14 protein-coding genes are annotated in these 15,884 nt (G+C 26.9%); 13 read left to right on the top strand and 1 reads right to left on the bottom strand.

Going from position 1 to position 15,884, the window contains the following annotated elements; translation table 11 throughout:
- Positions 1 to 173: 173 nt before the first annotated feature.
- The 11 genes from CP523_RS05460 to CP523_RS05410 all read left to right on the top strand — a co-directional run bounded on the left by CP523_RS05460 (position 174) and on the right by CP523_RS05410 (position 13,739).
- Entirely contained in the window at positions 174 to 1,622 is a 1,449-nt protein-coding gene (locus tag CP523_RS05460; protein ID WP_066677960.1) for an ABC transporter substrate-binding protein, read from the top strand.
- An 88-nt stretch (positions 1,623 to 1,710) separates the two neighbouring features.
- Positions 1,711 to 4,098: an FN3 associated domain-containing protein gene (locus CP523_RS05455; RefSeq protein ID WP_120140619.1), complete on the top strand. Its 2,388-nt coding sequence runs from the start codon at positions 1,711 to 1,713 to the stop codon at positions 4,096 to 4,098.
- A 340-nt stretch (positions 4,099 to 4,438) separates the two neighbouring features.
- The gene (locus tag CP523_RS05450; protein WP_066677964.1) at positions 4,439 to 4,915 is read left to right on the top strand and encodes a hypothetical protein; all 477 of its coding nucleotides are present in this window, start codon (positions 4,439 to 4,441) and stop codon (positions 4,913 to 4,915) included.
- 6 nt (positions 4,916 to 4,921) lie between these two features.
- Positions 4,922 to 6,772: a beta-N-acetylhexosaminidase gene (locus CP523_RS05445; protein ID WP_120140618.1), complete on the top strand. Its 1,851-nt coding sequence runs from the start codon at positions 4,922 to 4,924 to the stop codon at positions 6,770 to 6,772.
- A gap of 152 nt (positions 6,773 to 6,924) precedes the next feature.
- Positions 6,925 to 8,370: an ABC transporter substrate-binding protein gene (locus CP523_RS05440; protein WP_066677968.1), complete on the top strand. Its 1,446-nt coding sequence runs from the start codon at positions 6,925 to 6,927 to the stop codon at positions 8,368 to 8,370.
- Positions 8,371 to 8,519: 149 nt separating this feature from the next.
- Positions 8,520 to 9,914: a glycoside hydrolase family 1 protein gene (locus tag CP523_RS05435; protein WP_066677970.1), complete on the top strand. Its 1,395-nt coding sequence runs from the start codon at positions 8,520 to 8,522 to the stop codon at positions 9,912 to 9,914.
- 18 nt (positions 9,915 to 9,932) lie between these two features.
- Positions 9,933 to 10,835, top strand: a complete 903-nt coding sequence (locus CP523_RS05430; protein ID WP_120140617.1) for an ROK family protein — start codon at positions 9,933 to 9,935, stop codon at positions 10,833 to 10,835.
- Positions 10,836 to 10,874: 39 nt separating this feature from the next.
- Positions 10,875 to 11,831, top strand: a complete 957-nt coding sequence (locus CP523_RS05425; protein ID WP_120140616.1) for an ROK family protein — start codon at positions 10,875 to 10,877, stop codon at positions 11,829 to 11,831.
- A gap of 137 nt (positions 11,832 to 11,968) precedes the next feature.
- A complete protein-coding gene (locus CP523_RS05420) occupies positions 11,969 to 12,907 on the top strand; it encodes a type I phosphomannose isomerase catalytic subunit (RefSeq protein ID WP_066677977.1) in 939 nt (312 codons plus the stop codon).
- A gap of 309 nt (positions 12,908 to 13,216) precedes the next feature.
- Positions 13,217 to 13,480: a hypothetical protein gene (locus CP523_RS05415; protein WP_066677978.1), complete on the top strand. Its 264-nt coding sequence runs from the start codon at positions 13,217 to 13,219 to the stop codon at positions 13,478 to 13,480.
- Positions 13,467 to 13,739, top strand: a complete 273-nt coding sequence (locus tag CP523_RS05410; protein ID WP_066677980.1) for a hypothetical protein — start codon at positions 13,467 to 13,469, stop codon at positions 13,737 to 13,739. The genes CP523_RS05415 and CP523_RS05410 overlap by 14 nt, the downstream gene beginning before the upstream one ends.
- Positions 13,740 to 13,865: 126 nt before the next feature.
- Here CP523_RS05410 and CP523_RS05405 read toward each other — a convergent pair whose 3' ends face one another.
- Positions 13,866 to 14,501, bottom strand: coding sequence for a hypothetical protein (locus CP523_RS05405; protein WP_066677982.1), 636 nt, complete (start codon positions 14,499 to 14,501; stop codon positions 13,866 to 13,868).
- A gap of 159 nt (positions 14,502 to 14,660) precedes the next feature.
- Here CP523_RS05405 and CP523_RS05400 point away from each other — a divergent pair, with 159 nt between their 5' ends.
- Positions 14,661 to 15,095, top strand: a complete 435-nt coding sequence (locus CP523_RS05400) for a hypothetical protein (protein WP_066677983.1) — start codon at positions 14,661 to 14,663, stop codon at positions 15,093 to 15,095.
- A gap of 240 nt (positions 15,096 to 15,335) precedes the next feature.
- Entirely contained in the window at positions 15,336 to 15,629 is a 294-nt protein-coding gene (locus tag CP523_RS05395; protein WP_066677986.1) for a DUF3784 domain-containing protein, read from the top strand.
- Positions 15,630 to 15,884: the final 255 nt, after the last annotated feature.

Below are 15,884 nucleotides of genomic sequence, written 5' to 3'. Positions count from 1 at the left end.
TATTTAAAATACAGTTTAAATCATAAAATATAGTAAATAAATTACAAAAGGTAATATATAGAATTTATATATTAAGTCCAAAGAATATAGAATTTTTTCACTGTAAAGGTTTTATATAGGGGTGTATAATTTGAGGTGTAAAGGATAAAGGAAAAAAATAGGAGGGGTTAATTATGAAAAGGGTTAAAAAGTTATTAGCTTTAGTAACCTGTGGAGTTTTAGCAACATCATTAGCGTTAACTGGTTGTGGAAACTCATCGACATCTGATAAAAAAGATGGTGAAACTGTTAATTTAACTTGGTACACAATTGGTCAAGAGCCAAAGGATCTTAGTTTAGTAGAAGACGAAATAAACAAGTATCTAAAGGACAAAATAAATGCAACTATAGATATGAAGTTTGCAGACTTTGGTGATTATGATCAAAAATTATCTGTAGTTATAAATTCAGGAGAAGCTTTCGACTTAGCATTTACTTGCTCTTGGGCAGGAAATTATGTTGGAAACGCTAGAAAAGGTGCCTTCCTTGAATTAGATTCATATCTAGATACAACAGGTAAGGATATGAAAAATGAAATAGATGAGAGATTTTGGAATGGAGCAAAAGTTGAAGGAAAAACTTATGCAGTACCTAACCAAAAAGAACTTGGTGTACAACCTATGTGGGTGTTTACTAAAGAGCTTGTAGATAAATATAACATACCTTATCAAGATATTAAAGATTTAGAAGATTTAGAGCCTTGGCTTAAACTTATAAAGGAAAAAGAACCAGATGTAGTTCCACTATATATAGATAAGAATTTATCACCACCACAATATTTTGATATGTTCTCAGAACCATTTGGAATTGAATATGCAGACGAAAGTTTAACAGTTAAAAATATCTTTGATACAGATAAATTCAAGAGTACTTTAAAAACTCTAAGAAAATATTATGAGTTAGGATATATAAATACTGATGGAGCTATAGCTAAATATGATAAGACAGTTAAGAGATTTGTAACTAAAGCAGACGGACAACCATATGCAGAAGGACTTTGGGCTAAAGATGTTGGATATCCATTAGTTGCAACACCAATTATGGATACTTATATAACAAGTGCTTCAACAACTGGATCAATGATAGCAGTTTCAAAAAATTCTAAGAATCCAGAAAAAGCAGTTGAATTCTTAAATCTTTTAAACACTGATGAAAAGTTAAGAAATTTAGTTAACTATGGTGTTGAAGGAACTCACTATGAAAAAGTTGGTGATAAACAAGTTAAATTATTACCAAGAAGTATTGATTATAGTGTTGCATATTTCTCAGTAGGAAACTTATTTAAGACTGATGTTTTAGATACAGAACCTACAAGTAAGTGGGAAGAATTTGAAGAATTTAATAAGAATTCAAAGGTTTCACCTGCTTTAGGATTTAAGTTTAATCCAGAACCAGTAAGTACTCAAATAGCTGGTATAAGTAATGCTTACCAAGAATTTAGAGCATTAATTTTCAGTGGATCAGTTGATATTGATGAATATATTGACAAACTAAATACTAAGCTAAAAGAACAAGGTATGGATGACGTTATTAAAGAAATGCAAAAGCAAGTTGATGAATGGAAAAAGGAAAATAATAAGTAATATAACAATATAAAAATATCAAGGATTTTATAGTCCTTGATATTTTTTATTACATATATAAAGGAATTAAAATTAAGGAGGTATTAATATGTTATCTATTGTAAATATATATAATTTTATACGAAAAACAGTTTATCCAAGTGGTGAATTTATTTTAGATGATTATGAAACTGTTGTAAGGCAAATAGAAATTTTAAAGCAATATGGTTTACCATCTACTTATGCATTAAAATATGATGCATTAATGGATAAAAGATATAGTAATTTAATTAAAAATAGTATAGATGAATATGATGAAGTTGGTGTTTGGTGGGAAATTGATGAAAGCCTTGCTAGAAAAGCTGGAGTTAGGTGGAAGGGGGAAACTCCAGTAGATGATCATGTTAATATAGGGTATTCCTTAGGATATTCACCAGAAGATAGAATTAAAATGATAGATATTTATATGGAGGACTTTAAAAATATATTTGGATATTATCCAAAGTCAGTAGGTTCATGGGTAATTGATATAGTTACTTTAAATTATTTTAAAGAAAAGTACGGTATAGTGGCAGCAGCTATATGTCGCGATCAAATAGGAACAGATGGATTTACTTTATGGGGTGGATATTTTAATCAAGGATATTATCCAAGCAAATTAAATGAATATATGCCAGCTCAAAGAAAGGAAAATCAATTAGACTTACCTATATTTAGACTTTTAGGGCCTGATCCAATATATTCCTTTGAAGATGGATTAAGAAAGGGAATTAATGATGTATTTACTTTAGAGCCAGCAGGAAGAATAGGTTCAACTAAAGAATGGATAGAATGGATTTTTGATAGAATGACAAATGAAGATGGGTTAGGATTTTCTTATGCTCAAGTAGGTCAAGAAAACACATTCTTATGGAATACTATGGTAAAGGGATATGAAATACAAATACCATATGTAGCAAAACTTGCAAAAGAAGAGAAAGTTAGAGTAGAAACTTTGGAAGAAACAGGTAAATGGTTTAATAAAAGATATAAATTAACTCCACCAACAACATTTGTTGCATCAGAAGATTGGAATAAGGAAGAAGATTTAAAAACTGTTTGGTATAATAGTCGTTTTTATAGAGTTAGCTTTCTTTTTGATAATAATAAGCTTTCTATAAGAGATTTACACATGTTTAATGAAAACTATAAGTCTAGATATTATAATAATTCTTTAAATAATGATGAAAGTATTTTTGATGCATTACCTATCTTAAATGCACATTATTGGAGTAATGAAAATTTTAGAGCGTCTATAGATTTAATTTTAGTAAATAGTAAAGGGGAAAAAATCCCTTTAGAAGGAGATAAGGCTGAGTTTATAGCAGAGAGTGATTCAAGATATAAAATTAAATGGAATTCTAACTACTGTATAATAAATATTATATGTAATGAGGATAGCATAATACTTGAGGTAAATGAAAGTTTAAAAAATAATAAAATAGCTTTATGTATAAATACTATTCCTGTTTTAAAGAGGATAAATAAAGGGATTTTAGAGTGTTGTCATAACGGCTTTAATTATAAAATGAAAGCTAGCAAGGGTAAATTTATAGCTGAAGAAGGAAATAAGATTTTAGTATTATCAGAAAATAATAGAATCGTACTTTGTTTTTCAGATTTAAATAATAATAAAATTAATTTCTTTAATAGTGAGTATATTAAGAATAAAGAAAAGGTAGATAGTTATATTCCTAAATATAAAAGATTAACTAGCACTTCCAAAGTTAGACATAGAGCATTTTCACCAATAGTAATTCCAAAGGTTATGTTAAAAAATGCTCCTTATAAGGGAGAATTTAAAATAGAAAATCCTAATGATTCTGGTGAAATTTATTATACTACAGATGGAAGTGATCCAGATAAATTTTCTAATATATATACTTCACCAATAAAGGTTAAAGGTGAAACTATTATAAAAGCTATTGCATATAAAGATGGTTTTAATAAAAGCAGTATTGAAGAAGGAAGGTTTTATACAACACTTCCTATAAAAGATATAAAAACCTTCACTAATCCTACAGATAATAAGAAATATAATAGTAATGGAGTATATGATCTTATTGATGGTAAAAAGGGAACTATATCATATAGAGATGGTGGCTGGCTTGGATATACTGAAGATATGGATGTTGTTATTGATTTAGGGGAAGTTTTAGATGTAAAAACTATAACAGTAGGGTTCCTTCAAGACACTAGAGCATGGATATATTATCCTAGATATGTTGAATTTTTTACTTCAATAGAGGGTGAAAGTTTTGAGAAGCTAGGAAGAATAAATTATAAGAATAAGATTCCAAGGCAAGAAGTTGGAATAGAAAATATATCCATAAAAAATAATACTAAAGTTAGATATATAAGAGTATTTGCAAAGAATGAAGAGATTTGCCCAGAATGGAGCATAATGAAGGGAGAAGCACCGGCATTTATGTTTGTAGATCAAATAACTTGTATGTAGTTATAATTTATATAGTTAAAGAGATTGTATTTAAATTATAATTTTTCAAGTATAACTAATAAACTGAAAATAAATAATAGCCAGTAGAAATTTTGAATTCTACTGGCTTTATTATTAGTTAAATATTTTATTCTAAATTCGTAAAGGACAAACCAATCCTACAAAGAAAAAGTTATTTTGATAAATATAATTTTATAATAATATTTTAGCAAATGAATTTTATAGTAAGAGTTTTTTTAGTTAATATATAGTTTGTCCACTATATCAGGTATTATATAAATTTTATAATAGTAGTATAGAAATTATTTTAATAATAAGGTTTACGAATGGAGGAGACAAAATGCATTATGAACAATTTATAGAAGGTGACAATTCAAAAAGATTAGATTTATTAAATAAAATAAAGATATTAATATTAGCTGTAGCTGCTTTAGTTTATATTTTTTTAGGTATTACTTTAGCTATTATTACTTTATTAATGTATGTTGCTTTTAATTTTTTAACTTTAAATTTGTTTGTTGAGTATGAGTATGAATTAACAGAAGATGAGCTTGATTTATCAAAAATAATGAGTAAAAAAAAGAGAAAATTAATTAAAACTATAAATCTTAGAAATGCAGAATACTTTAAAGATGCATCAGAGTTTAATCCAGCAAGATATAGTGATATAAAGGTATCTAAACTTTATAGTAAGAAATATGAAAATAAAGAAAAGCAAGTAGTTCTTATTAATGAAGAAGGAGCTATAAGTGCATATGAATTAGTTCTAAAAGATGAAATAAGAAAAGAAGTAGAAAGAATTAAAAGAAGGGGGTAGCTTTAAATGTATTTAATACCAAGTCCTAAAAAGTTAGTAAATAAAAGTGGAAGTTTCAGAATTAAAAGAGATACAAAAATAATTTTAAATTATAATTGTGATTTTAATAATTTTGAAGCAGCTTTAATTCTTAAAAATGAAATTAAAGATAAGTTAGGTTTTAATATAAAGATAAATAAGGGTTATATAAATGATAGATATAAAAACTCTATAAACCTTATAAAATCAGGTGCTATAGGTAATGAAGAAGGTTATAAATTAGAGATAAATGAAGATTCTATAAATGTAATTAGTTATGGAAATTCTGGGTTGTTTTATGGTATTCAAACATTAATGCAAATAATAAGACAACGTGGTGCAATTTTACCTAATTTAGAAATAGAAGATGAACCTTATTTTAAAAATCGTGGATTTTATCATGATGTTACTCGAGGAAGGGTACCTAAGTTAGAAACACTAAAAAAATTAGTAGATAAGGCTGCCTTTTATAAAGTAAATCAAATTCAGTTATATATTGAACATACTTTTGCTTTTAAGGATATGAGTGAGGTTTGGGTAGATAAAGATCCATTAACGGCAGAGGAAATATTAATTCTTGATGAATATTGTAAAGTGCGTCATATAGAGTTAATACCTTCATTAGCTACATTTGGACATCTATATGAAGTTTTACGTACAAAGTCTTACAGTAATTTATGTGAATTAGAAAATATGGAGAATGATGAATACTCTTTTGTAGATAGAATGGCACATCATACATTAGATGTAAGTAATGATGAAAGTTTAAAGCTTGTTAAAAATATGCTAAATGAGTTTATTCCACTTTTCACTTCAAATAAGTTTAATATATGTGGTGATGAAACTTTTGATTTAGGAAAGGGAAAAAGTAAGAGCCTTGGAGAGGAGATAGGACAAGGAAAACTATATACAATATTTTTAAATAAAATAATAGATATTGTAAAGGGATATGATAAGGAAGTTATGTTCTGGGGAGATGTTATATTAAATCATACAGAGGTAATAAATGAAATACCAAAGGATGTAATATGTTTAAATTGGAATTATGGCTCAGAGGCAACAGAAGAAGGCACAAGAAAAATATATGAAGCAGGAAGAGAACAATATGTATGTCCAGGGGTTGCAGGTTGGAGTCATCTTATGAATCTTATGGATAATGGATTTGAAAATATAAGAAGAATGGTAAGTTATGGAGTAAAATATAAAGCTTCTGGTGTTTTAAATACAAACTGGGGTGATTATGGACATATAAATATTCTTAATTCATCAATACCAGGAATGGCTTATGGAGGAGCATTATCTTGGAATCCAAATGGAGAAAAGGATTTTGAAACTATATACAAAGCTTTATCAATTATTGAATATGGAGATAATTCATTAACTATTGTTTCATTATTAAGAGATTTAGGTAATACTCAAGTTGTTAGTTGGTCTGATTTAGTAAGATGGAAAGAGCTATTTAATAAGAATTCAGAAGTAAGAGAAAATACTAAAAGCTTAAATCCAAATAAAATTAAGGAAGCACGTGATAAGGCGTGTGAAATAGAAGAAAAGTTAACATCTTTATTAGTCAGTGTAAGAGATAAAAAAGAGATACAAGAATTTATTGTTTGTGCAAGAGGTATAATTCTTATTAATGAATTCTTCTTGTTATTATTAAAATATAAGTTTAAAACTAAAAATAATTTTAGTGATTTTGATAATAATAAATTAGCCAAAGATTTTGAAGAATGGTTTTATGATTATTCTTATATATGGAGAAATACTTCAAAAGAAAGTGAATTAAATAGAATAGGGGAAGTTATAAAATATACATCTAAAGCATTACGAGAATTTTAGTGAAAAAGGTTAGAAATTTATAATTTATATAAAATAATGTAGATTTAAGCAATTAAATATAAAAAAAGTTCACTATAAAAAAAGAAATATATATTTTATAATCATATTGTAAACGTTATTAGAAACAAGAGATAAAAAGGGAGGGCTAGTTTATGAAGATTAAAAAATTATTAGCATTAGCAGCATGTGCTACATTAACAACTACAACATTGTTAACAGGATGCGGTAATTCAGGGTCTGAATCAGGAAAGAAAGGTAATGAACCGGTTACATTAACTTGGTATACAATTGGACAAGAACCAAAAGACTTGCAAATGGTAGAGGATGAAGTTAATAAATATTTAGAAGAAAAAATAAACGCTAAAGTTGATATGAAGTTTATAGATTACGGTGATTACAATCAAAAGATGTCGGTAATTGTAAATTCAGGAGAAAATTTTGATTTAGCATTTACTTGTTCATGGGCAGGAGATTATTTAGGAAATTCAAGAAAAGGGGCATTCTTAGAACTAAATGACTACTTAGAAACTATAGGTAAGGACATGAAGGAAGCAATAGATGAGAGGTTTTGGGATGGAGCTACAATAGATGGAAAAATTTATGCTGTACCAAATCAAAAGGAAATATCAACAGCACCGATGTGGGCATTTACTAAGGAGTATGTAGATAAATACAATATACCTTATCAAGACATACACACAATTCAAGATTTAGAACCATGGCTTAAAATTATAAAAGAAAATGAACCAGGTGTAACACCTCTCTATATAACAAAGGGTTTTTCAGCACCTCAATATTTTGATCAGTTAGTTGATCCAGTTGGAGTTGAACATGGCGATGATAGCTTAAAAATCAAAAATATGTTTGAAACAGATAAAATGAAAGAACAACTAGAATGTTTAAGAAAATATTATGAAGCAGGATATATAAATGCTGATGCATCTACAGCTGTAGATGATAAATCAGTTAAGAGATTTGTAACTAAAGGTGATGGACAACCATATGCAGAAAAGCTTTGGTCAAAAGATTTAAAATATGAAGTAGTATCGTCTCAAATAATGGATACTTATATAACAAATGCTTCAACAACAGGTTCTATGATAGCAGTTTCAAAGAATTCTAAGAATCCAGAAAAAGCAGTTGAATTCTTAAACCTTTTAAATACTGATGAATATTTAAGAAACTTAATTAACTACGGTATTGAAGGAACTCACTATGAAAAGGTTGGAGAAAAGCAAATTAAGTTATTACCAAAAGAAGAAGATTATAGAGTTGGATATTACACAATGGGTAATCTATTCCTTACTTATATTTTAGATAATGAACCATTAACTAAGTGGGATGAATTTCAAGATTTCAATAATAAAGCTAAAAATTCACCAGCTTTAGGATTTAAGTTTGATCCATCTTCAGTAAGTACTGAAATAGCAGCTGTAAACAATGTTCTTGAAGAGTTTAAGGCAACAATATACAGTGGATCAGTAGATATTAATGAATATCTAACTAAGTTAAATAACAAATTAAAAGAACAAGGTATAGATAAAATAATAGAAGAAATGCAAAAACAAATAGATGAATGGGCAAAAACAAATAAATAATAATATAAGCTAATGATATAGGTGATATGATGGTAAAATTAATAAATTTAACATCATTATCACCTATAGTTTTAGTCAATAGAAAAATATTAAGTAATGAAAGTTTACTTCATTATGTAGTTTTTAATTAAAAGGATGTGTTATTAATAATGAGTAAAAAATATATATTTCCAAAGAGCTTTTGGTGGGGAGCTGCAACTTCAGGACCACAATCAGAAGGTAGATTTAACAAAATTCATAAAAGTGTATTTGATTATTGGTTTGATATAGCTCCAGAGGTGTTTTTTAATGAAGTTGGACCTAATGTAGCATCTAATTTTTATAATAGCTACAAGGAAGATTTAGCTATGTTTAAAGAAATTGGATTTAATAGTTTTAGAACTTCAATACAATGGACAAGACTTATAAAAGATTTTGAGACAGGAGAACCAGATGAAGATGGAGTTAGATTTTATAATGATGTGATAGATGAAAGTTTAAAAAATGGGATAATACCTGTTATGAATTTACATCATTTTGATTTACCAGTTGAGTTATATGATAAATATGGTGGTTGGGAATCAAAGCATGTAGTTGATTTATTTGTTAAGTTTGCAGAAACAGCATTTAAACTATTTAGTGATAGGGTAAAATATTGGGCAACATTTAATGAACCAATAGTAGTTGTTGAGGGGCAATATCTTTATAAATTCCATTATCCTCAGATTGTAGATGGAAAGAAGGCTGTACAATGTTTATATAACTTAAACTTAGCTTCAGCAAAAGTTATTAAAGCATTTAGAGAACTTGGATGTGAAAAAGAAGGAGGAAAAATAGGTATTATTTTAAATTTAACTCCAGCTTATCCAAGAAGTAATAATGAAGAGGATGTTAAGGCTGCTAAATTTGCAGATAGTTTCTTTAATAATTCTTTTTTAGATCCTGCAGTTAAAGGTGAATTCCCTAGAGTTCTTACAGCGGTTTTAGAAAAAGATGAAGTTATGTTCCAATTCACAGAAGAAGAAATGAAAATCATAAAAGAAAATACCGTAGATTTCTTGGGTGTGAATTACTATCAACCAAGAAGAGTTAAGGCTAAAGAAAGTGAGTATAAGGAAAATACTTGGATGCCTGACAAGTACTTTGATAATTATGAAATGCCAGGTAGAAGGATGAATCCTTATAGGGGATGGGAGATATATCCTCAGTGTATGTATGACATTGCCAAAAATATAAGAGAAAATTATAACAATATTCCATGGTATATTTCAGAAAATGGGATGGGTGTTGAAGGTGAAAGTAGATATATAAATAAAGATGGAGTAATAGAAGATGATTATAGAATAGATTTCTATAAAGAGCATTTAGAATATCTTCATAAAGGAATTATGGAGGGTTCAAATTGCTTTGGTTATCACGCATGGACACCTATAGATTGCTGGTCATGGTGTAATTCATATAAAAATAGATATGGGTTCATATCAGTAGATTTAGAAACTCAAAAGAAAACAATAAAGAAATCAGGAAGATGGATAAAAGAAGTATCTGACAATAATGGATTTTAGTTTAAAGGAGTAGCTTTTATGAGAAATTATATAGTGTATGACATAGGTGGTTCAGCTGTAAAATGGTCAGTTATTAATGAAAATGGAGAATTTTTAAAAAGTGGTAGTGTTGGTATTGCTGAAACTGTAGAAGAATTTTTTAATACTCTTTCAGATATTACAAATAAAAATAGAGATGAATTTAAATTAGAAGGAATAGCTATAAGTTCACCAGGAGCAGTAGATAGCGAAAGTGGAATAGTTTATGGAGCAAGTGCAATACCATATATTCACGGTCCAAACTTTAAAGAAATATTATTTAATAAAACAGGTTTAAAGGTAGAAATAGAAAATGATGCAAATTGTGCAGCTTTAGGTGAATGTTGGCTAGGCGCTGGAAAGAAAGAAGCGGATTTGGCTTTTGTAGTTTGTGGAACTGGAATTGGTGGTGCATTAGTTAAGGATAAAAGAATCCACAAAGGTGTGAATAAACATGGTGGAGAATTTGGATATTGTATTATAGATGTGGATAAAAATTCAGAAAATAAATACTTAACTTGGAGTAAAGTTGGATCTACAGCTGCACTTGCAAGAAAAATTGCTAAAAGAAAAGGCATTGATATAAAAGATTTTAATGGATTAAAGGCATTTGAGCTTTATGAGAATAATGATGAAATTGCTATAGAGGAAGTAAATAATTATTTTACTTATATGGCTGTTGGAATTTATAACATTCAATATACTTATGATCCAGAAGTAATTATTTTAGGTGGAGGAATTTCTGAAAGAGAAGGTTTTATTGAAGAAATAGATAAAAGGCTAAATGAAATAATGTTAATAAATAAAGATGGCAAGATAAAACCAGTTGTAAGAAAGTGTGAGTATGGAAATAATGCCAATAAGTTAGGAGCACTTTATAATTTTATACAAAGACAAGGATAATTTATTTAGAAAGTCATTTAAAGAGTGGAGGAATTTATTATGGATAAAAATTTTGTTGTTGCAGTTGATTTAGGTGGAACTAAAATTTATACAGCTTTAGTTGATTTAGAAGGTAATATAGTTAAGGAAAAGGTAGTTAAAACAGAAGCTGAAAAAGGAGATCTTGCAATAGTTTCTAATATAAAATCTACTATTGATTTTGTTTTAGATGGAATAGATATGAAAAATGTTAAAGCAATAGGAATTGGTTCACCAGGACCTTTAGATGTTAAAAAGGGACTTATAGTTGCACCTCCAAATTTACCTTTTAAGAATTTTAATATAGTAGAAAATTTAAATGATAAATATGGAATACCAGTATTTTTAGATAATGATGCAAATGCTGCTACTTTAGCTGAATTTATGTTTGGTGTAGGAAAAGGTACTGAAAATATGGTTTATGTAACTGTAAGTACAGGCATTGGTGGCGGAGCTATATTAAATGGAAAAATATATAGAGGTAGTACTTCAAATGCTGTAGAAGTTGGACACACAACAGTTAAAGGGGATGGCCCAAGATGTGGATGTGGAAATAAGGGTTGTGGAGAAAGAATGGCATCAGGAACAGCTATAATGAAAAGAGCTGAAGAAGCAGTAAATAGTAATGTAGAAACTTCATTAAAGAAATATGAAAAAGTAACAGCTAAGGAAGTTTTTGAAGAAGCTAAAAATGGTGATATTGTATCTCAAGATATTTTAGATGAAGCATTATCATATTTAGGAATAATAGTTGCAAATGTAGCTAATACTTTTGATCCAGATATGATAGTTTTAGGTGGCGGAGTTATATCAGCTGGTGAGGTTGTTATGGAGGCAGTCAAAAAGGTTGTTAAAGCTAGATGTTTAGGTATTGTAGCAGAAAACTGTAAAATAGAAAGATCTAATTTAGAAGGTAAATCAGGAGTTTTAGGAGCAGCAGCTTTAGCAATAAGTGAAGTAAATAAGATAAAAGAGTAAACAATTTCAACTAGTAACGGAAATTATTAAGCTATGAAATAACTTTATAATTGTATATACTGTAAATAATAGAATTTTAGTTTGCTTATTTTATTATAAATAAGATCATGGCTATAAAGAGTACAGGAGGAAAATAGATGTATCCAATTAGATTTGAAAATTTATATTATGAAAAAATATGGGGAGGTAGAGACTTAGAAAGTTTTAGAGATAACCTTCCAGATGGAAACATAGGAGAAAGCTGGGATATAGCTTGCCACCCTAATGGTACTGGAATAGTTGAAAATGGAGAATTTAAAGGAATAAAGTTTGATACTTTAATAAAGGAACAAGGACATAATTTAGTAGGAACAAAAGTAAGTTTAGAAAAATTACCGTTACTTATTAAATTAATAAATTCAGGAGAAAAGCTTTCAGTACAAGTTCATCCTGGAGATGAATATGCTGCTAAATATGAAGGAGATTACGGAAAGACAGAAGCATGGTATGTTATAGATGCAAAGCCAGGTGCAAGTTTAATAGTAGGTACAAAAGATTGTACAAAAGAAGAATTTAAGGCAGCAATAGAAAATGATGAAGTAGAAAAGTATTTAAATAAAATAGAAGTTAAAAAAGGGGATTGTTTCTTAATAAATAGTGGACTTGTTCATGCTATATGTGAAGGAACTATAATAGCAGAGATACAACAAAATAGTGATGTAACATATAGAGTTTATGACTATGGAAGACCAAGAGAAATTCACGTAAAGAAAGCTTTAGACGTAATTAATTTTGATCTTCAATGTGAAAATCTTCAAGGAGAACTAAAGTCATTTGATGGGTATAAAAAAGCTCTTTTATGTGAAAATGAATACTTTGGTATTGAAAAAATGGTAATTGAATCTTCACTAAAAGAAGAAAGTGATAAGGAAAGATTCTTCATGTTTACTTGCGTGGAAGGTGAAGGAACAATAGAAGGTGAAGGCTTCAATGAAAAAATTAAAATGGGTGACAGCTATTTAATACCAGCAACTCTTGGTAATTATGAAATAAAAGGAAAGCTTACAGTATTAAAAAGCTATCCTGTAATAAAATAAGGTATTTAAAATGTTAGGGTAGATACTTTAAATAAGAAGCACCTAGTAAGATTTAAAATTCTTACTAGGTGCTTCTTTATTATATCTGATTTTATTATTTAATTTTCATTAAGTATAAGTTATATTTTTAGAAATAGATATTTGGAATAGTTTCTTTATTTATTAATATTAGTATTTTATGTTATAAGCAATGAATTATTTAAAAGCATTGTTTTTATAATTTATAGAATATATTCAGTAAGTGTTATAACGGCTATTTTATGAATAATTATACTTATTATTTTATTAAAACCTGTACAAGCAGGAAGTATGTCTGTTGGAATATTTATTTCTATAAGCAATGCAATTTTAGGACTTATAGAAGATATGTCATGGAATTTAAATTTCCTTATGGAGGAATTAGCTAAAAATAAGGAATACGTAAGTGAATTAGAAGACTTCTTTAAACTTAAAGAATGTGAAGGTGCTATAGATAAACCTTCTGAAGAAAAAATAAATTTAAAGAGGTTAGAATTTAAAAATGTATGTTTAATTATCCAGGAACAGATAATTATATACTTTGTATGCTTTTAAAGATATTATAGTTTTAGATGAACCAACAGCAGCTATAGATCCATTAGAGGAAAGTAGGGTATTTAATAAGTTTAAAGAATTAGCTAATGGTAGAACTGCTATAATAGTAACGCATAGAATGGGAACAGTAAAAATTGCAGATAGAATTATAGTAATGGAAGATGGATGTATAAAGGAATGTGGAAGTCATGATGAATTAATGAATTATGATAGAAGTTATAAGAACATGTATTTAAGTCAGGAAAAATGGTATAAGTAAAAAAATATAATTAAAAACTTTGGTAGTAATTTTGTACCAAAGTTTTTTATTTTAATAAATATAAATTATTAGTTAAAGATATAATATAAAAAGTTTTATTTTTATACCTAAGATATTGATATAAGATTAATTGAAAGAAGATATTTTTATATTAATTAATAACGACAATATATAAATTAATATGGATAACGGGAATAAAATTACAAAAGTACAATTATACAATAAATAGTATAAGACAATTGCCAAAGTTATAGAAAGAAAAGTGGTTTTTAACATTGGAATAATAGATTCAATTAATTTATCTTTAGTTTTATTTGATATATTTAAAGTTATTTTATTGTGATTAGTAGCAAGTAACAAGTTTCCAAGAGCTAAGCTGAAAATTATTAAGGTTAATAATTTTATTGTTAAATTTAAATTATAAGTATAATCAAAAAGATAAATATTTATAAATAACCAAATTAAAACATATGATGATATATTTAATGTACAAACGATATTACTAGAAATTATTTTTGTATAAAAAGTTTTTTTTTCGAATTTTAAATTATTAGCATTAATAAATAATTTATTATTTATACTATCGCAAGCAAACATTATTATAAGAATTGAAAATGATATAAGTATAATATCATTAGTTATTAAATTATTTCTAATTTGAATATAGAATAGTATTCCAATAAGTACTGTACAAAAGAAATTTCTAATTGTTAGTATTCCATAACTATTTGATTTATATATTTTTAAATATTCTTTTATCATAATTAAAATATTTTCCCTCCATTATAATTGATAGTTCCTTAAAGAATTACATTTTTTTATATAACACAGATTATTGTAAAAATATTCAATTGGTGTATAATTATTGATAATACATTATTAAATGTTAATTGTAAATAGTTTAATGGGGGTAATTGATAAATGAAAAATGAATTAAAGGCTTTACAAAATGAAGAAAATAAAATTATCATTAAGTGTTATAGAGAAGTGAAAAATACAGAAGTTGTATTAAGTTTTTTAACTAGTTTTGTAATGGCAAGTGAGATTTTTTCACCTTCTGGAGAAGTAATAAGTGATTATGTTTTAACAGCAACAAATAAAAATCTTTATATTGAAGAAATATATCATGCACCTTATGGGGGAGTAGCTGATGTTGCAAATTCTTATAAAATTCCATTTGAATCTATAGAGGAATTCAAAGTAGAGAAAAAAGATGAATTAGAATATATTACAATAGTTGCAGAGAAAAAGCCTGCTTTTTTATCAAGAAAAAAGCGTATGCTAAGTTTAATTCATAAAGATCCATTAAATGAAAATAAAGCAATGAAAATGAAAGAATTAATAGGGAAAATTTAAATAAATTAATAAGCATTTATAGAAATTTATATTATGGAATTGTTTCTTAGTATATTAAGATTTCGTTTATATTATAAATGAAATCTTTGCGTGTTTTTAATTAAAGTGATAATATTTTAAGTGGACCCTAAAAATCAAATGAAGTTACATTAAGGGTTAAATCAGTGAAGATGGGTTTATAAATAATGTTTATAATAACTTAATTTAAAAATTATTAGCAAAAGATAAGGAGATTTTAATATGTATGTATTTCATATCTTAGTAGGAGTTTTTTTAATATATCTTGGATACCAAGTTAAGATTAAAAAAGACTTAAACCTAATTACTAATTACAGAAAGAAAAACATAAAAAATGAAAAAGGATATGCTAATTGGATAGGAAATAGTGAAATGATTGCAGGAGTAGTTTTAATAATATCAGCAATTGCCACTTATTTCACTAAAGAAATAATGATTATATCAGCAACTGATTGGGTATTAGTAGTTGGTCTTATTGTTAGTTTATTGGTAGCAGATAAGAAATATAAAAAATAAATAAAAATAGATTATATTCAATTTTGGGATATAATCTATTTTTTTATTCAAAAAGTATAATTTTAATATAACATAATTATGGATAAAAATTAAGAAAAAATATAAAATGCAAAATTGATATTTAAAATTATGTTATTTTTTAAATTATTGGAAAAATTTTATGCAGAACTTAAATAATTAATAAAAATATAAATTTTATATAAATAATTAATACAGAAAATTTGTTATAATAAATTAAGTCAAAAAAAATAGAAG

It is taken from the genome of Clostridium septicum (assembly GCF_003606265.1).
In the GTDB taxonomy this organism is placed as follows: Bacteria; Bacillota; Clostridia; order Clostridiales; family Clostridiaceae; genus Clostridium; species Clostridium septicum.
This window is presented reverse-complemented; position numbering and strand designations above follow the sequence as displayed.